The 21,766-nt window shown below is 70.6% G+C and carries 21 protein-coding genes; 17 read left to right on the top strand and 4 right to left on the bottom strand.

The annotated features are described in order from the left end of the window. Positions 1–60 precede the first annotated feature (60 nt). Both BMZ38_RS11695 and BMZ38_RS11700 read left to right on the top strand, forming a co-directional pair. The gene (locus BMZ38_RS11695; protein WP_091337643.1) at positions 61–279 is read left to right on the top strand and encodes a hypothetical protein; all 219 of its coding nucleotides are present in this window, start codon (positions 61–63) and stop codon (positions 277–279) included. Between the two features lie 57 nt (positions 280–336). After that, positions 337–2,622 carry a DNA helicase II gene (locus tag BMZ38_RS11700; protein ID WP_091337646.1) on the top strand — a complete coding sequence of 762 codons (2,286 nt, stop codon included), beginning with the start codon at positions 337–339 and terminating at the stop codon, positions 2,620–2,622. 31 nt (positions 2,623–2,653) lie between these two features. Here BMZ38_RS11700 and BMZ38_RS11705 read toward each other — a convergent pair whose 3' ends face one another. The 4 genes from BMZ38_RS11705 to BMZ38_RS11720 all read right to left on the bottom strand — a co-directional run bounded on the left by BMZ38_RS11705 (position 2,654) and on the right by BMZ38_RS11720 (position 6,046). After that, positions 2,654–3,949: a S8 family serine peptidase gene (locus BMZ38_RS11705; RefSeq protein WP_091337648.1), complete on the bottom strand. Its 1,296-nt coding sequence runs from the start codon at positions 3,947–3,949 to the stop codon at positions 2,654–2,656. 7 nt (positions 3,950–3,956) lie between these two features. Further along, positions 3,957–4,571 (bottom strand): anti-sigma factor family protein, encoded by a 615-nt coding sequence (locus BMZ38_RS11710; RefSeq protein ID WP_091337650.1) that lies wholly within the window; start codon positions 4,569–4,571, stop codon positions 3,957–3,959. Continuing rightward, positions 4,568–5,152: an RNA polymerase sigma factor gene (locus BMZ38_RS11715; RefSeq protein WP_091337652.1), complete on the bottom strand. Its 585-nt coding sequence runs from the start codon at positions 5,150–5,152 to the stop codon at positions 4,568–4,570. The genes BMZ38_RS11710 and BMZ38_RS11715 overlap by 4 nt, the downstream gene beginning before the upstream one ends. Before the next feature lie 69 nt (positions 5,153–5,221). Next, positions 5,222–6,046: a TorF family putative porin gene (locus BMZ38_RS11720; protein ID WP_091337656.1), complete on the bottom strand. Its 825-nt coding sequence runs from the start codon at positions 6,044–6,046 to the stop codon at positions 5,222–5,224. 279 nt (positions 6,047–6,325) lie between these two features. On the opposite strand from BMZ38_RS11720, the gene BMZ38_RS11725 reads away from it, so the two are divergent. The 15 genes from BMZ38_RS11725 (at position 6,326) to BMZ38_RS11795 (ending at position 21,502) form a co-directional block, all read left to right on the top strand. Next, complete coding sequence (locus tag BMZ38_RS11725) at positions 6,326–6,763, top strand: sugar 3,4-ketoisomerase (RefSeq protein ID WP_091337658.1); 438 nt, start codon at positions 6,326–6,328, stop codon at positions 6,761–6,763. Continuing rightward, positions 6,748–7,413 (top strand): acetyltransferase, encoded by a 666-nt coding sequence (locus BMZ38_RS11730; RefSeq protein ID WP_091337661.1) that lies wholly within the window; start codon positions 6,748–6,750, stop codon positions 7,411–7,413. The genes BMZ38_RS11725 and BMZ38_RS11730 overlap by 16 nt, the downstream gene beginning before the upstream one ends. Before the next feature lie 6 nt (positions 7,414–7,419). After that, positions 7,420–8,373, top strand: a complete 954-nt coding sequence (locus tag BMZ38_RS11735) for a glycoside hydrolase family protein (RefSeq protein WP_091337662.1) — start codon at positions 7,420–7,422, stop codon at positions 8,371–8,373. Beyond that, complete coding sequence (locus tag BMZ38_RS11740) at positions 8,360–9,292, top strand: GNAT family N-acetyltransferase (RefSeq protein ID WP_091338356.1); 933 nt, start codon at positions 8,360–8,362, stop codon at positions 9,290–9,292. The genes BMZ38_RS11735 and BMZ38_RS11740 overlap by 14 nt, the downstream gene beginning before the upstream one ends. Before the next feature lie 5 nt (positions 9,293–9,297). Next, positions 9,298–10,419 carry a DegT/DnrJ/EryC1/StrS family aminotransferase gene (locus BMZ38_RS11745; protein WP_281243901.1) on the top strand — a complete coding sequence of 374 codons (1,122 nt, stop codon included), beginning with the start codon at positions 9,298–9,300 and terminating at the stop codon, positions 10,417–10,419. After that, a complete protein-coding gene (locus BMZ38_RS11750) occupies positions 10,416–11,666 on the top strand; it encodes an O-antigen translocase (RefSeq protein ID WP_091337666.1) in 1,251 nt (416 codons plus the stop codon). Before BMZ38_RS11745 ends, BMZ38_RS11750 begins: the two co-directional genes overlap by 4 nt. Continuing rightward, positions 11,663–12,583 carry a glycosyltransferase gene (locus BMZ38_RS11755; protein WP_091337668.1) on the top strand — a complete coding sequence of 307 codons (921 nt, stop codon included), beginning with the start codon at positions 11,663–11,665 and terminating at the stop codon, positions 12,581–12,583. The genes BMZ38_RS11750 and BMZ38_RS11755 overlap by 4 nt, the downstream gene beginning before the upstream one ends. Further along, positions 12,580–13,713 carry a hypothetical protein gene (locus tag BMZ38_RS11760; protein WP_091337671.1) on the top strand — a complete coding sequence of 378 codons (1,134 nt, stop codon included), beginning with the start codon at positions 12,580–12,582 and terminating at the stop codon, positions 13,711–13,713. The genes BMZ38_RS11755 and BMZ38_RS11760 overlap by 4 nt, the downstream gene beginning before the upstream one ends. Positions 13,714–13,717: 4 nt before the next feature. Further along, entirely contained in the window at positions 13,718–14,644 is a 927-nt protein-coding gene (locus BMZ38_RS11765) for a Wzz/FepE/Etk N-terminal domain-containing protein (RefSeq protein ID WP_245747264.1), read from the top strand. Between the two features lie 325 nt (positions 14,645–14,969). Further along, positions 14,970–15,773, top strand: coding sequence for a class I SAM-dependent methyltransferase (locus BMZ38_RS11770; RefSeq protein WP_245747285.1), 804 nt, complete (start codon positions 14,970–14,972; stop codon positions 15,771–15,773). Between the two features lie 3 nt (positions 15,774–15,776). Beyond that, positions 15,777–16,988 carry an amidohydrolase family protein gene (locus BMZ38_RS11775; protein ID WP_091337677.1) on the top strand — a complete coding sequence of 404 codons (1,212 nt, stop codon included), beginning with the start codon at positions 15,777–15,779 and terminating at the stop codon, positions 16,986–16,988. Beyond that, positions 16,988–17,689, top strand: coding sequence for a class I SAM-dependent methyltransferase (locus BMZ38_RS11780; RefSeq protein WP_091337678.1), 702 nt, complete (start codon positions 16,988–16,990; stop codon positions 17,687–17,689). The genes BMZ38_RS11775 and BMZ38_RS11780 overlap by 1 nt, the downstream gene beginning before the upstream one ends. A 7-nt stretch (positions 17,690–17,696) precedes the next feature. Next, entirely contained in the window at positions 17,697–19,208 is a 1,512-nt protein-coding gene (locus BMZ38_RS11785) for a B12-binding domain-containing radical SAM protein (RefSeq protein ID WP_091337680.1), read from the top strand. Positions 19,209–19,211: 3 nt separating this feature from the next. Further along, positions 19,212–20,378, top strand: a complete 1,167-nt coding sequence (locus tag BMZ38_RS11790; RefSeq protein ID WP_091337682.1) for a glycosyltransferase family 4 protein — start codon at positions 19,212–19,214, stop codon at positions 20,376–20,378. Then, the gene (locus tag BMZ38_RS11795) at positions 20,375–21,502 is read left to right on the top strand and encodes a glycosyltransferase family 4 protein (protein ID WP_091337685.1); all 1,128 of its coding nucleotides are present in this window, start codon (positions 20,375–20,377) and stop codon (positions 21,500–21,502) included. Before BMZ38_RS11790 ends, BMZ38_RS11795 begins: the two co-directional genes overlap by 4 nt. Positions 21,503–21,766 lie beyond the last annotated feature (264 nt).

Raw genomic sequence — 21,766 nt, forward strand, 5'->3', positions numbered from 1 at the left:
TTCGCCCTTCACCGCCGCGCTCGCTATGATCGGGGCGCACCCCAACCGAGGAGACGGCTCATGCGTGCAGGACTCATCGTCGTCGGCATCATCCTGTTGATCGCCGGTATCTGGGTAACCCTGGGCAACGGCAGCTACAAGAAGACCGATACCGTGGCCCAGCTTGGCCCGGCCAAGATCGAAGCCACCCACGACAAGGCGGTGCCGCAATGGATCGGCATCGCCGGCATCGTGGTCGGCGGCCTGCTGACCATTGGCGGGTTCGTCAAGAAAAGTTGACCTTCGGCCGCGCCGCGTTCGCGCGGCGCGGTTGACATGCACCGGTACAATCGGTGGATGGATGTTTCGTACCTGATCGACTCGCTCAACGACGCGCAGCGCGAAGCCGTCTGCGCCCCGCCCGGCCACTACCTCGTGCTGGCCGGCGCCGGTTCCGGCAAGACCCGCGTACTGACCCACCGCATCGGCTGGCTGACCCAGGTCGAGCGGGTGCCGCCGTGGGCGATCCTGGCGGTTACCTTTACCAACAAGGCCGCCGGCGAGATGCGCGCGCGGCTGGATTCGCTGATCCCTGGCGGCACCACCGGCCTTACCGTCGGCACCTTCCACGGCATCGCCCATCGCCTGCTGCGCCGGCACTGGCGCGAGGCCGGGTTGCCAGAGGGCTTCCAGATCCTCGATGCGGACGACCAGCAGCGCCTGGTCAAGCGCGTGGTGGCCGGATTGGGGCTCGACGAGGCACGTTTCCCGCCACGCCAGGCCACCTGGCAGATCAACGGCTGGAAGGACGAAGGCAAGCGCCCGGACGCCATCGAACACGGCAACCACCCGGTCACCCGTACGCTGGTGCAGATCTACACCGCCTACGAGGAGGCCTGCCGCCGCGCCGGCCTGGTCGACTTCGCCGAACTGCTGTTGCGCGCGCACGAGCTATGGCTGAAGAACCCGGCCGTGCTGGAGCATTACCAGCAGCGCTGGCGGCACCTGCTGATCGACGAGTTCCAGGACACCAACGCGCTGCAGTACGCCTGGATCCGCGTGCTCGCCGGCAGCGTCGGCAAGGTGTTCGCCGTGGGCGACGACGACCAGTCGATCTACGGGTGGCGCGGTGCCAAGGTGGAGAACATGCAGCAGTTCCTGCGTGACTTCCCCGGCGCGCGCACGATCAAGCTGGAGCAGAACTACCGCTCCACCGCCACCATCCTGAAGGCCGCCAACAGCGTGATCGCGCGCAACGGTGGCCGCCTGGGCAAGCAGTTGTGGACCGCCGGCGAGGCGGGCGAGCGCATCGCGCTGTACGCCGCCTACAACGAGCAGGACGAGGCGCGTTTCGTCATCGAGCGCATCCGCGAATACGTCAACGAGCACGGCAGCGCCAAGGACTGCGCGATCCTCTACCGCTCCAATGCGCAGTCGCGCAACTTCGAGGAACAGCTCAGCCAGCGCAGCATCCCTTATCGCGTCTACGGCGGCCTGCGCTTCTTCGAGCGCGCCGAGATCAAGGACGCGCTGGCCTACCTGCGGCTGACCGCCAATCGCCACGACGACGCCGCCTTCGAGCGGGCGGTGAACACGCCGCCGCGCGGCATCGGCGACCGCACGCTGGACGTCCTGCGCCGGCGGGCGCGGGCCGAGGGCAGCTCGATGTGGGAGGCGGCGCTGGGCGAGTTGACTGACGGGCGCGAGCTGGCCGGCCGTGCGAAGAATGCGGTGAAGACGTTCCTGGCGCTGATCGACCAGATGGCCCGCGACTTTCAGCCGCTCTCCCCCCGGGAGAGGGGTTGGGGTGAGGGTTCGGGTGCGCCGGAGGCTCCTGCTCCGACCGAACCCTCACCCCCAGCCCCTCTCCCGGCGGGAGAGGAGAGCCAAAGCCTCACCCTCGCCGAACAGATGGACCACGCCATCACCCACACCGGCCTGCGCGACCACTACGAAAAGGACAGCCGCGGCAACGGCGAAGCACGCGTGGAAAACCTCGACGAGCTGGTCAACGTCGCCAGCCGTTTCGCCATGACGCCGGAGGATGTCGAAGCCGGCCTTACCGAACTTTCCGCGTTCCTCTCGCATGCCGCGCTCGAGGCCGGCGAAGGCCAGGGCGAGGCCTGGGACGACTGCGTGCAGCTGATGACGCTGCATTCGGCCAAGGGCCTGGAGTTCCCGCTGGTATTCCTGGTCGGCATGGAGGAAGGCCTGTTTCCCAGCCAGCGTTCGACCGAGGACGAGAGCCGGCTGGAGGAAGAACGCCGCCTGGCCTACGTCGGCATCACCCGCGCGCGCGAGCGGCTGGTGGTCACCCATGCCGAATCGCGCCGCATGCACGGCACCGAGATGCTCGCCCGTCCGTCGCGCTTCCTCGCCGAGATGCCGGCCGAGCTGATCGACGAGGTGCGCCCGCGCGTGCAGGTCAGCCGTCCGCTCTACGCCGGCCGCCATGCCGACACCGCCTCGCTGCAGGAAGAGCTGCCGGTCAAGCTGGGCCAGCGCGTCAGCCATCCGAGCTTCGGCGAAGGCGTCGTGGTCAGCGCCGAGGGCAGCGGTGCGCACACGCGGCTGCAGGTGAACTTCTCCGGCGCGGGCAGCAAGTGGCTGGTGGCCGCCTACGCCAACCTGACGCCGCTGTAGCCACCGTTGGCGAGATAAGCGGAGGCTCGCCTCAGCGCGTCGCCAGGGCAACGCGCTGCAGCCGCGCGACGGCCGCGGCCGCGTCGACCTGCAAGCCGCCGGCGGTGCGCTTGCTGCTCGCCAGCAGGAGCCGTCGCACCTCGTCCGCACTCAGCCGCGGGTCCAGCGACAGCAGCAACGCGACGATGCCGCTCACGTGCGCGGCCGCCATCGACGAGCCCGAGCTGAAATCGTAGCCCCCGCCCGGCTCGGTGCTGAGGATGTCGTGCCCGGGTGCGCTCAGCACGCCGGGTGGCGCGGCCGTATCGGCGGTCATGCGGACCACCAGGACGCCCGGCTTGCTGTCGGGAAAGCCGCCCAGGCTGCCACCGGGCGGCAAGGCCGCGACGACGATGCGCCCCTGCTCCAGCAGCTGCCCGAGCAGCTGCCCCAGCAACGGATCGGCCGGCCCGCCCAGGCTCAGGTTGACGATGCGCGCGTCGGTGTCCAGGACCGCCGCCAGCGCCTTGGCCAGGGTGAAGGAGTTGCAGCGCGCGCCGCGGGCGTCCGTCGCGGCGTACCAGCAGGCCTTGTACACACCGATCGCCGCATCGGGCGCGATGCCGACGATACCCTGGTGGTTGTTGCCGGTGGCGGCGATGATGCCCGCCACCTCGGTGCCGTGGCGGTCGCCGCGGAACGTCCGCGTATCCTCGTCGACCAGGTTCTGCACGGCGCGGATGTGCCCCTGGAGTTCCGGGTGGGCGACATCGACGCCGGTATCGACCACCGCGATCCGCGCGCCCTGCCCCTGGCTGAGGCTGTGCGCGAGCGCCGCGTCGGTTTCGACGAAGCCGCGCTGCAACTGCGCATAGGGATCGTTGTAGTGCTGTGCACGCGGTGGCGGGTCCGCATAGGTGTCGTATTCGTGCAAAGGCTCGGCCAGCGCCACGCGGGCATCCCTGCCCAACGCCTGGAGCATCGCCTCGCGGCTGGTGCCCGGCGGCGGCCGCAACACGATGCAGTAGAGCTTGAGCGCCTTGATCGGCCAGCCGGCGACCTCGCGCCAGCCGTAGTGCTGCCGGAGCGCATCGAGCGTGGTGGCGGCAAGACGGCCGGCGCCGTAATGGGCCGGCGCCGCGTAACCGAGCAGGCTGGAACCGGCATGCATCGCCGGCGGCTCGATCGGGTTGGCGACCGCGAGCACGATGTCGCGCCCGCTGTCCATCGAGGCCACGTCCGTTTTTGCCGTGCCGCTGGCGGCCGCCTGCGCCACCGTCGGACGCACCGGCGCGCACGCGGCCAGGCCGAGCGCGAACACGACCAGCAGGAGTGCCGCGGCCTTCATCGCGCCCTCATGGATGGTCTTCGGCGGGCTCGGCCAGGCGGATGCCCTGCGCGGCGCGCAGGTGCTCGAGCGTGTCCTGCGCGCCACTCCTCGCGACCAGGGTATAGGCGCCGACGTCGTTGGGCCCGTCGACCACCTGAAGATCCAGGCGCCGCAGCAGCGCGTTCCAATCGGCCAGTTTCATGGTCGCGTCGGGTACCACGTGGATGGCGCCCCGCACTGCCGGGGCGGCTTCCTGGCTCAACGTGCGGTAGGCCGGCGCAGGGTTCTCCGACCACAGCCTGGCGCCGAGGATGCCGATGCCGATCGCCTGTACCAGCACCGCGACGGCCAGCGCCCGGCTCAGCCACGGGCTGGCCCGTGCCGGCTGCGGCGCCTCCACCGGTTCGGGCTCATCCAGCCTTGCCATCAACCGGTCCAGGCCGGCGTTCGGGTCGAGCCCGACGTCGGCCGGCAACGACAGCGCCAGCCGCAGCCGGCTCTGCTGCTCGAATTCGGTGCGGCACGCTTCGCACTGCGCCAGGTGCTGCGTCAGCCATTCGTTGTCTTGCGGCGTTGCGGTGCCCTGCAAAACCCAGGGCATGGCCTCCCAGGCACGGGCGCACCTGTTCGGTAGTGTCATGGCACGTTCTCTCGATGCGAGATGGATTCGCCGGCCAGCGCCGGCAACACATTGCGCAGCTTGACCCGCGCATAGAACAGACGCGCCTTCACCGTCCCTACCGGGCATTGCATGATGACCGCCACGTCGTCGAGGCTGTGGCCCACGCCGTAGACCAGCTCGACCACCACGCGCTGGTCGACCGACAGCCGCTCCAGGCCCTTGGCGAGCCAGTCGCGCAGTTCGCGGTCTTCGCCCGGGTCGTGCGCCGAGCTGCGCTCGTCGCGTACCGGATCGTCCTCGATCGGCTCGGCGCCGTGCTGGCGCAGCGCCTTGAGCCCGCAGCGATAGGCGATGCCCATGATCCAGGTCGACACGCGCGAGTCGCCGCGGAAACTGCCGGCCTTCTGCCAGGCGATCCAGAAGCAGTCGTTGATGACTTCCTCGATCACGTCCGGCCGCCGCGTCAGCCGCGACAGAAAGCGGCACAGCCGCCCGTGGTAGCTGCGATAGAGCACCGCCAGCGCACCGCGATCGCCCGCGGCCATGCGCTGGAGCAACATGCGGTCGGTGTCGTCGTCGTGGGTGTCGGCGTCGTTCATGGGACTGTCGTCAAGGCGACCATTTGCGCGGTATGTGCCCGTCGGCGCGGAAAAGGTTTTGCTCCAGGATCAGAAGGACCAGGAAACCGAGACCAGCCAGGGCGACAGGCCATCGCTCCCGCGCCGGGCCGGCGGTGCGCCGCGGGTGGCGATGCGGTCGAGCTCGACGTGCCAGCGGCCCGCGCTCCACGCCAGCGCGGCCTGGCCGTAACGGTAGTACTCCGAATACCGCTCGCCGTAGTAGCCGTAGGAGCCGCGCTGGAACCGCGCCACACCCACGCCCGCCAGCAGCGAGAGATGGCCGGTCAGCGGCCAGCGCAGGTTGGCCTCGGCCGCGGGGTTGGTGTGGCCGTCGCGGCTGCCGAGGGGACGCAGTGCGGCCAGGTTGAGCGTGAAGACGTCGCGGTAGATCCACGCCAGGTCCGCTTCGGCGCGCCGGTAGGGTCGTGCGCGGCCACGCCGGGGTACGGCGTAGTAGAGCAGGCTTGCCTGCATCTGCCAGGTGTCCGACAACGGCCAGGAATACGCCGCGTGCAGCATGCCCTCGGCCAGCCGCGGCGAGTGCAGCTCGCTGGCACCGGCCGAGCCCAGCGACCAGCCGGCAGGCGAATCCCAGCGCAGTTCGGCCTGCAGGACCGGCGTCGTGGAGGTGATGGGCAAGCCGCGGTCGACCAGCTGCGACGTCAGCGCCACGGAGCCGCCGAACGGGGCGGCCTGGGCATGCAGCGGGCCCTGCAGGCAGGCCAGGGCGAACAGGACCAGGACGATGCGCGGGCTGTGTACGCGCGAGCGGGCGTACCGTGGGAACGGTCCACCCGAATGCCCGGCTCCGTCACTGCAACGTGCCCGGCAAACCGACGAGATCGTCTCGCTCTCGAGCATCATCCAGCCCATCGTATGTCATCCGCGCGCCGGGACCGGCCTGTCCGGCCGGCTGCGACAAGTACCACCGCAGCTTCCCCGGCGTCCATAGCCGGCCGGTCCGCTGGGGGTGCCCGCGCAGTATTCGGGCGGCACCCCGAGATCGACGGGCGGACGCAAGCGCCCCGATCCCCCCTCCGCCCTGGCAGGGCGCGACGCGAGCGGCCGCCGTCGGAACCCACCCAACCTTCGGCCCATCGCCCGGCACTCAGCCAGGTGAGTCGTCCACGACGCATCCCTCGGCCGAAGGACATGGACATCAAGCGCATCCAGTTGCAGTCGCACGGGGACCAGCGGGGCATGCTCATCGCCCTGGAGCCGGAGCGGAACGTGCCGTTCCCGATCCGCCGCGTGTACTACCTGTTCGCCACCCGGCAGAAGGTGCACCGCGGACGCCACGCGCACCGCCATCTCAACCAGCTGGCGATCAGCGTGCGCGGTTCGGTGACGTTCCTGCTCGACGACGGCAACGGCCCGACCGAAGTGGTTCTCGACGATCCCTCGCAGGGCTTGCTGCTAGGCCGCATGGTCTGGCGCGAGCTGTATGACTTCAGTGACGACTGCGTGCTGATGGTGCTGGCCGACCAGCCCTATGACCCGGGCGACTACATCACCGACTACGACCTCTTCCTCAAAGAGGTCCACGCCGAGCTCTACCCGGCGGGGCTGGTCGCATGCCTCGACCGCTAGTCATCGTCGGCGCCGGCGAGTTCGCCCAGATCGCCTGCGAATATTTCCAGCACGACAGCGACTACGACGTGCTCGCCTTCAGCGTGGAGCGCGCGTACCTGACGCAGCCGCAGCTGGCCGACCGCCCGGTGCTGCCGTGGGAAACGCTGGAGCAACACTACGCGCCCGGCGAGGTGGAACTGTTCGTGGCGATTCCCGCCAGCCAGCTCAACCGGCTGCGGCGGCGCTTCTACCTGGACGCCAGGCGCCGCGGCTACCGGCTGGCCAGCTACGTCAGTTCGCGCGCGTTCGTGTGGCGCAACGCCGCGATCGGCGAGCACTGCTTCATCTTCGAGAACAACGTGATCCAGCCGTTCGTGCAGGTCGGCGACAACTGCGTGCTGTGGAGCGGCAACCACGTCGGCCACCGCACGGTCATCGAGGACCACGTGTTCGTTTCCTCCCATGCGGTGATCTCCGGCTATTGCCGCATCGGCGAAGGCAGCTTCATCGGCGTCAACGCCACCTTCAACGACGGCGTGAAGGTGGCGCCTTACAACGTCATCGGCGCCGGTGCGCTGGTCACCCGCGACACCGAGCCGGGGCGCGTCTACGTCGGCTCGCCGGCCAAGCCCCTGCCCAACCGCGCCAGCTTCGGCGTGAGGTTGTGAACCGCCATGTTCGCCTGGCACAAGAGGGGCCTGGTGTTCGACACCGCACGGCACAGCGCGGGCGCCTGGATGCGCCACTCCGCGCTGACCCCCACGCCCGTCGCGCTGGATGACCAGCGCATCCGCGTCTATGCCGGCTTTCGCGACGCCGAAGGCGTCAGCCGCATCGGTTACGTCGACGTGCGCGCGGACGACCCGACCGCGGTCACCGGGGTCAGCCGCGAACCGGTGCTCGACCTCGGCCGTGGCGGCTGCTTTGACGACAACGGCATGATCCTGGGCGACGTCACCGCGGGCCCGGACGGCCTGTACCTGTTCTACGTCGGCTTCCAGAAGGTCGCCCGCGCCAAGTTCCTGGCCTTCACCGGCCTGGCCGTGTCCAACGACGGCGGCGAGCACTTCCGCCGCGTGCAGGAGACCCCGATCCTCGACCGCGCGCCCGGCCGCAGCACCATCGCCGCGGTGCACTCGGCGCACTACGAACAGGGCCGCTGGCGGCTGTGGTACGCCGCCGGCGACGATTGGGAGAACATCGGCGGCAAGCCGTTCCCGCGCTACCACATCCGCCACGCAGAAACGGCCAGCCTGGATGCGATCCCGCGCGCCGACCACGCCTGCCTGCTGCCGCGCGGCAACGAGTACCGCATCGGCCGGCCGCGGGTATACCGGCTGGACGGCCGCTACGTCATGTACTTCACCCGCGGCAACCGCAACGGCGAATACTTCCCCGGCCTGGCGGTGAGCGACGACGGCCTCGCCTGGGAGCGGCGCGACGAGAGCCTCGGCCTGGCGCTCTCCGAGCGCGGCTGGGACTCGCGCACGATCTGCTACCCCGCGCTGCTGGCCCAACGCGACCGGCTGTTGATGTTCTACAACGGCAACGACATGGGCGTGGACGGTTTCGGCGTCGCCGAGGCGCGCCTGCATGCACCGCAAGGGGCCGTCCATGCTCACGCTTAGGCCTTACGTGCCGGCCGATGCGGCCGCGTGGGATGCGCTGGTGGCCCGCTCGCGCACCGGCAACCTGCTGCACCGGCGCGGCTACATGGACTACCACGCCGACCGCTTCACCGATTGCTCGCTGATGGTCGAGCGCGAGGGCGAGCCGGTGGCGGTCTTTCCCGCCAGCCGCAACGGTCGCGTGGTGACCAGCCACGGCGGCCTCACCTACGCGGGCCTGCTGTCGACCTCGGCCCTGCGTGCCGAGACCACGCTGGAAGTTTTCACGCAGATGGCCGCCCACTATCGCGCCGCCGGCATACGCCGGGTGCTGTACAAGGCCGTGCCGCGGGTCTTCCACGCCTACCCGGCCGAGGAAGACCTGTACGCGCTGCACCGGCTCGGCGCGCGGCTGGTGCGACGCGACCTGTCCTCGGTGGTCGCGCTGCGCGAGGGCTACCGCCTCGCTGCCGAGCGCCGGCGCGATATCCGCCACGCGCGCCAGGCCGGCGTGCACGTCGAAACCGGCGGCGACCTGGCCGCCTTCCACGCGCTGCTCACCGAGGTGCTCAGGCGGCACGAGGCGACACCCACGCACAGCCTCGAGGAGCTGCGCCTGCTGCAGGCGCGCTTTCCACAGCAGATCGTGCTGCACACCGCGCACGTGGCGGGCACGCTGCAGGCCGGCGCGCTGGTCTACGACTTCGGCCACGCGGTGCACACGCAATACCTGGCCGCGTCGGACGAGGGCCGGCGTTGCGACGCGCTGAGCCTGCTGCTGGGCGAACTGATCGGCAGCGTCTACGCCGACCGGCACTACTTCAGCTTCGGCATCTCCACCGAACAGGAAGGCCGTGTGCTCAATGGCGGCCTGGTGACGCAGAAGGAACGGTTCGGCGCGCGCGCCGTGGTGCACGACTTCTACGAGTGGGCGCTGTGATGGAGATGCCACGGGTGGATGTGCCCTTCCTCAGCCTGAAGGCGGTCAACGCCCGGCATGCCGACGAGCTCAAGGCAGCGGCGGCGCGGGTGATCGATTCGGGCTGGTACGTGCTGGGCGAGGAACTGGCCGCGTTCGAAGCCGAGTTCGCCGCCTGGTGCGGCGTGCGCCATGCCATCGGCGTGGGCAACGGGCTGGACGCGCTGGCGCTGCTGCTGCGCGGCTACATGGAGCTGGGCCGGATCGCCGAGGGCGATGAGGTGATCGTGCCCGGCAACACCTTCATCGCCAGCTTCCTGGCGATCACCACCAACCGGCTGGTGCCGGTGCCGGTGGAACCGGACCCGGCCAGCTTCAACCTCGATCCGGCCCGCGTCGAAGCGGCGATCGGCCGGCGCACGCGCGCCATCATGGCAGTGCACCTGTACGGCCAGCTGGCGGACATGCCGGGCTTGCACACGGTGGCCCGCGAGCACGGCCTGCTGCTGGTCGAGGACGCTGCGCAGGCGCACGGCGCCGCCTGGGACGGCCGGCGCGCCGGCAGTCTCGGCGACGCCGCAGGCTTCAGCTTCTTCCCGGCCAAGAACCTGGGCGCGCTCGGCGACGCGGGCGCGGTGACCACCGGCGACGAGGCGCTGGCGCAGTGCGTGCGCGCGCTGCGCAACTACGGATCGGAGGTGAAGTACCAGCACCGCCTGCGCGGCACCAACTCGCGCCTGGACGAACTGCAGGCCGCACTGCTGCGGGTCAAGCTGAAATACGTCGAGGAAGACACCCGCCTGCGCCGCCGCGTGGCGATGCGCTACCTCGATGGCATCCGCCATCCACACATCGGGTTGCCCTTCGCCATGCGCGAGGAGGCGCACGTCTGGCACCTGTTCGTGCTGCGCTGCCGCCATCGCGAGGCGCTGCAGCGCCACCTGGCGGCCTGCGGCATCCAGACCCAGGTGCACTACCCGCTGCCGCCGCACCGGCAACCGGCCTACGCGGGACGACTGACCGCCCGGCTGCCGCTGACCGAACGCCTGCACGGGGAAGTGCTCAGCCTGCCGATCGGCCCGGCCCTGGCCGATGCCGACGTCGAGCGCGTGATTGCCGCGGTCAACGCGTTCCGGAGTCCGGCATGAACTTCGCACGCGCCAGCGTCTATTCCACCGCCGCCACCGCGGCGCGGCTGCTCGCGGCGCTGGTGGTGGTCAAGCTGGTGGCCTCGTTCGCCGGGCCCGCAGGCATCGGCAAGCTCGGCCAGTTCATGAGCCTGATGTCGCTGCTGGCGGTGCTGGCCGGTGGCGGCATCAGCGCCGGGCTGGTGAAGTACGTGGCCGAGTACCGCGAGGACCCGGCCAAGCTCTCGCGCCTGCTCGCCTCGGCGTTGTGGTACGCGCTGTGCGCCTCGTGCCTGATCGGCTGCCTGGCCTTGCTGTGCAGCCGGCCGCTCGCGCTGTGGCTGCTGGACGATGCGCGCTACCAGGGCCTGATCCGCACGCTGGCGGTGGCGCAGCTGGGCATCGCGCTGGTCAATTACCTGCTCGCCGTGATCAACGGCTTCATGGACGTACGCCGGCTGGCGCTGGTGCAGGTGCTCGGCTCGGCGACCAGCATCACCGTGGCCCTGGTGTTGTCCGCGTGGCTGCACCTGTACGGCGCGCTGCTGGCGCTGATCCTGGGCCAGGTGCTGTGGCTGGCGATCGGGCTGCCGGTGTTCCGGCGCAGCCCCTACTTCCGCCCCGGCATGTGGAAGGCGCGCTTCGACGGCGAGATGACCGCACGCCTGGCGACCTTCTCGATCATGACGCTCAGCTCGGCGGTGCTCTCGCCGCTGGTCAACATCGCCGTGCGCCAGCACCTGGCCGGGCACTTCGGCTGGACCGAGGTCGGCTACTGGCAGGCGGTGACGCGGGTTTCGGATGCCTACCTGCTGTTTCTCACCGCGGCGCTCAACATCTATTTCCTGCCCAAGCTGGCCGCCACGCATGGGCGGGCGGCGCTGGCGCACGAGCTGGGCCAGGGCTGGCGTTTCCTGATGCCCGCGGTGATGGCGCTGGCTGGCGCGATCTGGCTGGCGCGCGGCTGGATCACGCGCTTGCTGTTCACCAGCGACTTCGCGCTGGCCAACGCGCTGTACGGGCCGCAGCTGATCGGCGACGTGATCAAGATCGCTTCGTTCGTGCCCTCCTACGTGATGCTGGCCAAGGCGATGACGCGGCTGTTCGTCGCCTCCGAGTGCGTGTTCGCATTCACTTACCTGCTGCTGGTGCACCTGCTCACCGCGCGCTTCGGACTGGTCGGCGCGGTGTATGCCTTCAGCGCCAACTACACGCTGTACCTGGGCTTCACCCTGGTGGTGGCGCGGCGCTACCTGGAGCGCCTATGAACGCACCGCTGGTCTCGATCCTGATTCCCGCGTTCAACCACGAGCGTTTCGTGCGGCGTTGCCTGGACAGCGTGCTCGACGACCCGTGGCCGGCCAAGGAACTGGTGATCATCGACGACGGCTCGACCGACGCCACCGGCGAGCGCATCGCGGCCTGGATGGCCGAGCACGAAGGCGAGATTCCCGTGCGCATCCGGCGCCGGCCCAACCGGGGCGTGGCGGCCACGCTCAATGAGCTCGCCGCGCTGGCGCAGGGGGAGTTCCTGCGGCTGGGTGCCAGCGACGACTACTTCCTGCCCGGCGGCCTGCAGGCGCAGGTGCGCTACCTGCAGGCGCACCCGCACAAGCAGGCGGTAGTCGGCGACTCGATCGTGGTCGATCCGCAGGACCGGCTCCTGCACAACAGCGGCATGTGTGGCCTGCACCGCGCCGACAAGCGCCTCTACCGCAGCGACGCCGGCATCCGCCGCGCGGTGATCGGGCAATGGGCGGTCGGCGGTCCGGTGGCGCTGTTGCGCCGCGGCGCGCTGGAGCGGGTCGGCGGCTGGAGCGAAGGCCTGCGCATCGACGACTGGGACTTCTTCCTGCGCCTGGCCGCGCGCGACGCGCTGGGCTTCATCGACGTGCGCGTGTGCGCCTACCGCGTGCACGAGGGCAACCTCAGCAAGACCCGGCACGTGGCCACGCGGGTGATGCACCTGAACGAATCGCGCCGCGTCGCGATGCGTCGTGCGGCGCTTTTCGAGGGCACCGACCGCACCCTGCTGCGGGCGCAGGTGCACTACATCCGCGCCAAGATCGCCTTCCTGCGCCGGCGCCCCCTGGCGCTGGCAAGGCACATGGCCGCCTACCTCACCCTGGCCGCGCTGGCGCGCACCGGCCTGCCATCGCCGCCGATCTTCGCGAGGCACGCATGACCCTGCTGCGCCTTCCTTCGACCTGGCTGGTGTTGCCGCTGCTGTTCGCCTGCACGGTGACGTTGCTTACCTACGACCTGCCGGACGGCTACGGCGAGGGCCTCGTGCTGCTGGCCAGCTGCGCCGGCGCCGTGCTGCTGCTGGACGTGCTGGCCGGCAAGCGGCTGCCGCCACTGGCGCGCTTCCGCGCCCGCCAGTACGCCGGCACGCGCGAGGGGTTCGTCGCGCTGGCCTTCGCCCTGGCGGTGCTGGCGTTCTGCCTGCTGGATCTCGCGCTGTTCCCGGTCGCACTGGTGGACGATCCGCACGCCTACGCCACGATGGAAGGCGGGCGCGAGCACATCCGGCATATCTCCGACATGTGCTGGGTGATGCCACCGATCGGCCTGCTGTGCGCGCGCCACCGCGGACTGCGCTGGTCGCTGGTGGCCGCGGGCCTGGTGTTCCCGGTGCTGGTGATCGACCGCAACCGGCTGCTCAACGGGCTGTTCGCGCTGGCGCTGGTGATCGTGCTGCGCCGCGATGCGCGCGCGCCGCTGCCGTGGAAGCGAATCGCGCTGATCGCGCTGGTTGGCGCCAGCGTGTTCTCCGTGCTTGGCGTGCTGCGCTCCGGACCGCTGGCTGGCTTGACGCTGCCGTTCAGCGCGCTCTATCGCGCCGCGCCGCAGGGCATCAAATGGCTGCTGCTTTACGTCAGCGCCGGGCCTTACAACTTCGGTGCGATCGAGTCCAGGCATTACCACGACGCCAGCTTCCTGATTCACCAGGTGGTGCCGCTCAGCGGCTCGGTCGCCACCGCGGGCACCGGCATTCCGCTCGATTCGCCGACGGTCAACGTGGGCACCGAGTTCTTTCCCTTCCTGATGGCGTGGGGCCCGGTGGGCGCCGCGGCCGCGGTGTTCGCACTGTACCTGTGGCTGCACTGGAGCGTGCGCCGGCTATGGCCGAACGTGCCGCTGTTCGGCCTGCTGATCTTCCTGCGCATGGCCTACGTCTGCCTGATGGCGCCGTTCGCGCCGCAGGCGTTCATCTGGACCAACGTCGACTTCATCGCGCTGTGCCTGTTGCTGCAGCTGTTCGCCGCGTGGCTGCCTGCACGCGCGCCCACGCTTTCCATCCACCCGACCTGAGTGCATGCCCATGGAACACGACGAGATCTACCTGATCGACCTGTGGCGGGTCCTGCGCCGGGAGTGGCGCTGGTTCGTCGCCGTGCTGGTGGTGGTGCTGGGCCTGGCGATCTTCTTCGCGCAGGCGGCGCACTCGCGCTGGGAGGCGGTGGCGTGGATCCGGCCCGGCCAGCTGGGACCGGCGCCCGCGGGCGAAGACCCGCGCGTGGAGCCGTTCCAGCGCGTGATCGAACGCATGCAGACGGTGGAGTTCCAGGAGGGCGTGCTGCACGACCTTGGCATTTCGCCGCGCTCGCGCGAAGGGCATCTGTACCGCGGCAGTTTCGATCTCTCTCCGTCGCCCTACGCCGGGCTGCTCAAGCTCACCTTGCGTGGATATTCGCCGCAGCAGGCGCGGCGCTTCGTGCAGGCCACGTTCGACCATCTCCAGCGGCTGCACGAAGGCCTGATGGCCGAACCGCTGGGCCTGGCGCAGGCGCGCCTGCGCCAGGCCCAGGCGCAGCTGCGCGATGCCACCGCCGAGCGCGATCGCCTGCGCGATGCGGTCGCGCCCGCGCACAGCACGGCTGCGCCGAACCGGCAGGACTTGCTGCTAGCCAGCATGGTGCTGAGCAGCAGCAACCAGGAGGTGCGCGGGCTGCAGCAGGTGGTCGGCGAGCTGGAGGCAAGGCTTACGGCGAGCTACTCCTACGAGACCCAGATGGCCTGGCCGGTGTACGTACCCGACCACGCGGTCTATCCCAACCGCTTGCTGATCTGGGGCGCTGGCCTGGTGCTCGGCCTGGGGCTGGGGCTCGTGGCGGCGGTCGCGCGCAATGCGTATCGGCGGCGGGCGGCGGGCGTGTGGGGTGCGGCCCCTTCGACTCCGGCGCTGCGGGCCTACGCTCAGGGTGAACGGAGTTCCTGCGAGCGCTCGCCGGCACCACGGTGATCGCGACCCCATCGCCATCCCTGCACCCGTTCGCGCTGCGCGTAGCCCGCAAGCGCCTGCCTCAGACCTCGTCCCCGAACCGCTCTTCCTGCGGGAGAGGGGCCCGAAAGGGCGGGTGAGGGTTCGGGCGAAGCGCGCCGCACGGCCCTTCCGAGTCCCCGGTGGAAGAGGCCCTGTTCAACCGCATTGCCATCACCCGGCACTCACCGATCGAACCCCTGGAACGCCGGCGCGGCGCCGCCGCTTGCCACGCGAGGACTGCATGAACCGGCCACACCCGCTCGACCTGCACGATGGCCCCGCGTCCCGTGTACCGCGCCCCGCGCTGAGCGATGCGCAACTGCTCGACACCCAGCGCGCCTTCGACAGCGTGGCAGGCGACTACGACGGCCCGCGCGGCAACAACGAGCTGATCCAGCGCATGCGCGCGAATCTGTGGGACGCCGTACAGCGGGAGGTCCCCGTCGGCTCGCGTCTGCTGGACCTCGGCTGCGGCACCGGCCTCGACGCGGTGGAATTCGCCCGCCGCGGCTACGGCGTGCTGGCCACCGACTGGTCGCCGCAAATGGTCGAACGCACGCGCAACCGCGCCACCCTCAGCGGCCTGGCAGGCCGCATCGCCACCACCCACCTGGGCGTGCAGCAACTGGACCGCCTGAGCGGCGAATTCGACGGCATCTACTCCAACTTCGGTCCCCTCAACTGCGCGCCAGACCTGCACTCGGTCGCCACCGAATGCGCCCGCCTGCTGCGCCCCGGCGGCAAGCTGCTGTTCTCCGTGATCGGCCGCGTCTGTCCCTGGGAGCTGGCCCACTACATCCTGCGAGGCCGCTTCCGCCGTGCCGCGGTGCGCTGGGCGCGCGAACCGATGGCGGTAGGCATGAACCGCCACACGATCTGGACACGCTACTACCTGCCGCGCGAGTTCCATCGCGCCTTCGCCGCGCAATTCACCCTGTCCTCGCACCGCGCGCTGGGGCTGTTCCTGCCGCCGCCCTACCTGGTCGCGTTCTACCGCCGCCACCCGCGCTGGTGCGAACGGCTCGGCCGTCTCGACGACCGCCTCGGCCACTGGCCGCTGCTGCGCGACATGGGCGATCACTTCCTGATCGTGATGCAACGGCGCTGAGCGATGGACGCGCGCCGCGACACGCTGCTGCTCGGCGCCGGCTGGTGGACCGGCAGCGGCATCGCGCGTGGCACGCTGGCGGTCCATGACGACCGCATGGCGCCGGCTGCCTGGTCGCCCGCGCTGCGCATCGACCTGCACGACCACCTGGTGTTCCCGGGCCTGATCAACGCCCACGACCACCTGCACGTCAACGCCGTACCGCCGCTGCGCGCAGGCGCAGCGTTTCCCAGCAGCTACGCCTGGATCGAGGCCTTCCGCGCGCATTTCGCCGCGCCGGAAGTCATCGCCGCGCTGGCCCTGCCCAAGGCCCTGCGCCTGCGTCACGGCGCGCTGAAGAACCTGCTCGCCGGCAGCACCTGCGTGGCGCACCACGACCCTTGGCACGCCGCGCTCGACGCGCCGGACTTTCCGGTCGCCCTGCTGCGCGACTTCGGCTGGAGCTACGCGCTGGCCGGTCCCGGCTACGGTCCCCCGGTGCGCGCGAGCTTCCTCGGCACGGCGCCCCACCGGCCGTGGATCATCCACCTGGCCGAAGGCACCGATGCCACCGCCCGCGCAGAGCTGGCCGAACTGGACCGGCTCGGCTGCCTGGCCGCCAACAGCGTGCTGGTGCATGGCGTGGGCCTGACGCCACGCGACATCGAGCGCGTCATCGGCGCCGGTGCGGCGGTCGTGTGGTGCCCCGGCAGCAACCGCGCCTTGCTCGGCCGCACGCTCGATCCACGCCGACTGTGCGAAGCGGGCCGGCTGCTGCTGGGCAGCGACTCGCGCCTGAGCGGCGAGCGCGACCTGATGGAGGAACTGCGCCTGGCCCTCGACCGCAATGGGCTCACGCCGACGCAACTGCTCGGCCTGGTCACGCGTGACGCCGCGCGCATCCTCGGCCTGCCCGGGCGCGGCCGCCTGTCGCCCGGCGCGCACGCGGACCTGCTCATCGTCGAGGACCGTGGCGACGACCCGGTGCGCAGCCTGCTGGGGATCAGCCGCAGCGACATCCGCGCCGTGGTGCGCGACGGCCGGCCGCAGATCGCCGATCCGGACTTCGCCCACTGGTTCGCCGCCTCGGGTCTCGACACCGTGCCGGTCACGCTGGATGGCCGTCCCAAATTGCTCGACCGGCGCCTGGCCGACGCAGCGCTGCTTTCGCTCGAACCCGGTCTCGCCTCGGACGCCACCGCCGATGCGCTCCTCGCTGCCGCCGGAGCCGCCTGATGTCACTGCCGCCCGTGCTCGATCCACTGGCCGCCTACGCCCTGTGGGCACCGGCATATCCCGCCCAGGCGCACAACCCGGTGATGCAGGCCGAGGAGCGCGCGATGCTCGATCTGATGCCCGCCAGCCTGGCCGGCACGATGGTGCTCGACGCCGGCTGCGGCAGCGGCCGCTACATGCATCACGCGCTGCGCCGCGGCGCAGCGCGCGTGGCCGGCATCGACCTCTCCCCGGCGATGCTGCACCGCGCCGCCGCCGCGTCCCGTGCCGGCGCACCGCTGCAGCTGGCGCAGGCGCAGCTCACCGCGCTGCCCTTCCCCGACGCGTTCGCCGACCTCACCGTCTGCGGCCTGGTCATCGGCCACCTGGAGGCGCTCGGGCCCGCACTGAAGGAACTGCGCCGCGTGACCCGCCCCGGCGGCGCACTGCTGATCAGCGACATCCACCCGATCGGCCCGGCGCTCGGCTGGCTGCGCGACTTCAAGGCCGACGGCCAGCGCTACGCCGTGCGCCACACGCAGCACCTGTACAGCCACTGGCACGCCGCCTGTGCGGCGCTCGACCTGGCCATCGAGGCAGTGCGCGAGCCGATGCTCGATCCCACCGGCATTCCCGACGGCGCGCACTTCGATCCTGTCGCGCTCGAGGTGCCGGTGGCGCTGGTGTTCCGGTTGCGCCGGCGCCCTGACCTCCCACGGTGACCGTGCCATGACCCGCCCGCCGCGTACGTTGCTGATCAACCCGACCATCGCCTCGCGCCACAGCGCGCGCTTCCCGCTGCCGTTGCTGAACCTGGCCGCCGCGCTGGACCAGCATGGCCAGAGCCGCATTCTTGACGGCAACATCGAGCGCGACACCGTGCCCGAAGTGCTGCGTGCGCTGGACCACGAGAGCTTCGACGCGGTCGGCATGACCGTGATGGGCGGCCCGCACGTGCCTGAGGCGATCAAGCTCTCCAGGGCCATCCGCGAGCACTCGCCCGGGCTGCCGATCATCTGGGGCAGCTACTTCCCCACGCTGTTCACCGACGCCGCCCTGAACGCGCCCTACGTCGACTACGCCGTACGCGGGCAGGGCGAGGAAACCCTGGTCGAACTGGTCTGCGCACTGACCGGACAAGGGCCGCCGCTGGCTGCCATCGCCGGGCTCTCATGGAAGGACGGCGATCGCATCGTGCACAACCCGGCGCGGCGCTTCTCGCGCGGCAACCCGCCGCCGCTGCTGCCGTACGAAAAGCTGGGCGATCCGCGCAAGTACCTCGCGCGCACCTTCCTCGGCCAGCGCACCGTCGCCCACCAGGCCGCGCTCGGTTGCCGCTACCACTGCACCTTCTGCGGCGTGGCGGCGATGTTCGGCGGCGCCACCGCGCTGCCGGCCGCGGCGCGGCTGGAGCGCGAGCTCGGCTACCTCAAGCACGAGCTCGGCGCCGACTCGGTGCAGTTCTTCGACCACAACTTCTTCGACCGCGAGGCGGAGATGGTGCCGCTGCTGGAAGTGCTGGCGCGACTGGAGCTGCCCTGGTGGTGCTTTGCGCGCGCCGACGCACTGGTCAACCTGTCCGAGGCGAACTGGAAGCTGGTACGTAAGAGTCGCCTGCGCATGGCCTACATCGGCGCCGAATCGCCGGACGGGCAGATGCTCAGGGAGATCCGCAAGGGCACGCGCCCCGACCAGACGCTGCAGGTGGCGGAGGTATGCCGACGCCACGGCGTGATCCCGGAGTTTTCCTTCATGGTCGCGCCGCCGACGCACACCGAGGAGGAAACCGAGCAGACCTTCGAGTTCATCCGCCAACTCAAGCGCGTCAACCCGGCCTGCGAGATCGTCATCTACATCTACACGCCACTGCCGGAAAACGCGATGCACGAGAAGGACCGTGGCCGCCACCGCGCGACGCCGCTCATCGATCTGCACGGCGCGCCGGTGGTGTTCCCTTCCTCGCCCGACGAATGGGCGCAGCCGCAATGGGTGAACTACGCCTGCCACGCCGACGCGCCCTGGCTGGACGAGCGCCTGCGCCGGCGCATCGACGACTTCGTCACCGTGCTGCGCTGCCGCTATCCCACCGTGCAGGACATGCGCGCGCCGCACTGGGCCAAGCGGACGCTGAGCGCGATGGCCGCCTGGCGCTACCGCATCGGCCACTACGACCGGCCGTGGGAACTGCGCCTGGCCAACCGCTTCGTGCAACTGCGCCTGCCACAGGTGCAGGGGCTGTAGCCGATGTCCCCGCACGTGGCGCAGGTCAGCTTCCTGCCGGCGCCGGCCGGACTCAGCGGTGCCCAGGTGCTGGAGCGCTGGCCCTCGCTGGCCGACATCGCCGAGGCGGCGGCCAGCGCCGGCACGCGCATCACGGTGGTGCAGGCCGCTGCACACGCCGAGGGACTGACCCGCAACGGGGTCGACTACCTCTTCGTCGACGTGCGCGGCATGCGCCGCCGCGAACGCGGCCGGCACGTCGGCGACCTGCTCGGCACGCTCGGGGTGGACCTGGCGCACGTGCACGGCCTGGGCTTTCCCGAGGAGTCGTTCGCCCTGTCGCAACGCCTGCCGCGGCTGCCGGTGCTGTTCCAGGACCACGCCGACCGCGCGCCACGGCGCTGGTGGCGGCGTTGGCAATGGCGTCATCGCTACCGCGAACTCAAGGGCGTCGCGTTCACCGCGCCGGAGCTGGCCTGGCCGTTCGCCGCCGCCGGCGTGCTGCAGCCATCGACGCGGCTGTTCGCGATCCCCGAATCCAGCAGCCGCTTCCAGCGGGGCGACCGCGCGCGGGCGCGCATCGAGACCGGCCTGCATGGGCACCCCGCGGTGCTGTGGGTGGGCCATCTGCAGGACGGCAAGGACCCACTCACTGCGCTCGACGGCATCGCGCTGGCCGCGCAGCGCCTGCCCGGCCTGCAGCTGTGGTGCGCCTACGGCCGCGCACCGATGATGGCCAGGCTGCGCGCGCGCATCGAGCGCGACCCGTGGCTTGCCGGTCGCGTGCACCTGCTGGGCCAGGTCCCGCACGCGCGTATCGAGACGCTGATGCAGGCGGCCGACCTGTTCGTCTCGGCCAGCCGCCGCGAAGGTAGCGGCTATTCCGCCATAGAAGCGATCGCCTGCGGCACCGTGCCGGTGCTCACCGACATCCCGGCCTTCCGCGCCCTCGCCGGCGATGCGCGGATCGGCCGCCTATGGCCCTGCGGCGACGCCCGCGCGCTGGCCGATGCGCTGGTCGCCGCCACGCTCGAGCAGATGCCGGCCGAACAGGTGCGCGCGCACTTCGACGCCACGCTGTCGTTCACCGCGGTCGGCGGCCGCTGGCGCGAGGCCTACCTGCAACTGCTGCAGGGCCGCGGCGATGCCTACGCGCAGGCGCTCGCCAGCCGGCCCGGGAGCCTGGCGTGAAACTCGCCCTCGTCGTACCCGGCGGCGTCGACCGCGGCGGCGAACGCCGCGTCATTCCTGCCTTGCTGCACCTCATCGCACGGCTGGCGCAGTCGCACGAGGTACATGTCTTCGCGCTGCGCCAGGAAGCCCGACCCGCCTGCTGGCCCCTCGCCGGCGCCACCATCCACAACGTCGGCGACGGCGGGACGCGCCTGCGCGCGATCCGCGCCATCGCACTGGAAAACCGCCGCGCTCCGTTCGACCGCATCCACGCCATCTTCTCCGGGCCCTGCGGCCAGGTGGCCGTCGCCGCGGGCCTGTGGCTGCACTGCCCGACCCTGGTGCACATCGCCGGGGGCGAACTCGTCGCGCTGCGGGACATCCACTACGGCGGCCGCCAGAACTGGCGCGGCCGCCTGTGCGAAGCGCTGGTACTTCGCTGCGCCGACCAGGTGACCGCCGCCAGCGCGCCGATCATCGACACCCTGCACCACCTTGGCATCGACGCCCAGCGCGTACCGCTCGGCGTCGACCTGGCGTCCTGGCCGCCACAACCACCGCGTCGGCGCGGACCGGGCCCGGCACGCCTGATCCATGTCGCCAGCCTCAACCGGGTCAAGGACCAGCCCACCCTGCTGCGCGCCCTCGCCGCGTTGCAGGAACGAGGCATCGACTACCGCATGGAGATCGTCGGGGTCGATACCCTCGGCGGCGAGATCCAGCGCCTCGCCACCACGCTCGGCCTCGACGGACGCGTCCATTTCCTCGGCTTCCGCACCCAGCACGAACTGCGCCCGCTCATGTACGCCGCGCAGCTGCTGGTGATGTCCTCCCGCCACGAAGCCGGCCCGCTGGTGCTGCTGGAAGCCGCCGTCGCGGGCGTCCCCACCGTCGGCACTGCCGTCGGCCACCTCGCCGAATGGGCGCCCAACGCGGCACTCACCGTCCCGCCAGGGGACTGGACCGCACTGGCCGACGCCATCGAACACGTCCTCACCGACGAAGACCTGCGCCTGCAACTGGCCTGGTCCGCCCAGCGCCGCGCCATGCGCGAAGATGCCGACCACACCGCCCGGGCGTTCGAAGCCCTGTACCTCTCGGTACGCGACGCACCGGCGTTGCCCGTCAGGCTTCGGCGCTAGACTGCAGGCAATGGACCCGGCCATACCGGCACCGCGTACACACCTCGCGTCACCGGGCAAATAATCCGGCCGCGAAAAGACCGCCCGATTAGGCTGCAGGATTAGACTGCGCGCGCGGAGGTAAGCTGTTGTTTAAGGCAGCGCAAAGACCCAGGCAAGCGCGGAGCCACCTGGATAGGCTGCCGGATTAGACCCCATAATCGAACCTACTTTGAGTTAGGCAGCAAAGCATGAATCGCTCAATCTCAGTGCAGGAGGCACAGA

The organism is Frateuria terrea (assembly GCF_900115705.1).
Lineage (GTDB): Bacteria > Pseudomonadota > Gammaproteobacteria > Xanthomonadales > Rhodanobacteraceae > Frateuria_A > Frateuria_A terrea.

Bases quoted from the DNA above. Each gene is read 5' to 3' on its own strand.
- BMZ38_RS11695 (WP_091337643.1), top strand. From the start codon at position 61: ATGCGTGCAGGACTCATCGTCGTCGGCATCATCCTGTTGATCGCCGGT.
- BMZ38_RS11700 (WP_091337646.1), top strand. From the start codon at position 337: ATGGATGTTTCGTACCTGATCGACTCGCTCAACGACGCGCAGCGCGAA.
- BMZ38_RS11705 (WP_091337648.1), bottom strand. From the start codon at position 3,949: ATGAAGGCCGCGGCACTCCTGCTGGTCGTGTTCGCGCTCGGCCTGGCC.
- BMZ38_RS11710 (WP_091337650.1), bottom strand. From the start codon at position 4,571: ATGACACTACCGAACAGGTGCGCCCGTGCCTGGGAGGCCATGCCCTGG.
- BMZ38_RS11715 (WP_091337652.1), bottom strand. From the start codon at position 5,152: ATGAACGACGCCGACACCCACGACGACGACACCGACCGCATGTTGCTC.
- BMZ38_RS11720 (WP_091337656.1), bottom strand. From the start codon at position 6,046: ATGGGCTGGATGATGCTCGAGAGCGAGACGATCTCGTCGGTTTGCCGG.
- BMZ38_RS11725 (WP_091337658.1), top strand. From the start codon at position 6,326: ATGGACATCAAGCGCATCCAGTTGCAGTCGCACGGGGACCAGCGGGGC.
- BMZ38_RS11730 (WP_091337661.1), top strand. From the start codon at position 6,748: ATGCCTCGACCGCTAGTCATCGTCGGCGCCGGCGAGTTCGCCCAGATC.
- BMZ38_RS11735 (WP_091337662.1), top strand. From the start codon at position 7,420: ATGTTCGCCTGGCACAAGAGGGGCCTGGTGTTCGACACCGCACGGCAC.
- BMZ38_RS11740 (WP_091338356.1), top strand. From the start codon at position 8,360: ATGCTCACGCTTAGGCCTTACGTGCCGGCCGATGCGGCCGCGTGGGAT.
- BMZ38_RS11745 (WP_281243901.1), top strand. From the start codon at position 9,298: ATGCCACGGGTGGATGTGCCCTTCCTCAGCCTGAAGGCGGTCAACGCC.
- BMZ38_RS11750 (WP_091337666.1), top strand. From the start codon at position 10,416: ATGAACTTCGCACGCGCCAGCGTCTATTCCACCGCCGCCACCGCGGCG.
- BMZ38_RS11755 (WP_091337668.1), top strand. From the start codon at position 11,663: ATGAACGCACCGCTGGTCTCGATCCTGATTCCCGCGTTCAACCACGAG.
- BMZ38_RS11760 (WP_091337671.1), top strand. From the start codon at position 12,580: ATGACCCTGCTGCGCCTTCCTTCGACCTGGCTGGTGTTGCCGCTGCTG.
- BMZ38_RS11765 (WP_245747264.1), top strand. From the start codon at position 13,718: ATGCCCATGGAACACGACGAGATCTACCTGATCGACCTGTGGCGGGTC.
- BMZ38_RS11775 (WP_091337677.1), top strand. From the start codon at position 15,777: ATGGACGCGCGCCGCGACACGCTGCTGCTCGGCGCCGGCTGGTGGACC.
- BMZ38_RS11780 (WP_091337678.1), top strand. From the start codon at position 16,988: ATGTCACTGCCGCCCGTGCTCGATCCACTGGCCGCCTACGCCCTGTGG.
- BMZ38_RS11785 (WP_091337680.1), top strand. From the start codon at position 17,697: ATGACCCGCCCGCCGCGTACGTTGCTGATCAACCCGACCATCGCCTCG.
- BMZ38_RS11790 (WP_091337682.1), top strand. From the start codon at position 19,212: ATGTCCCCGCACGTGGCGCAGGTCAGCTTCCTGCCGGCGCCGGCCGGA.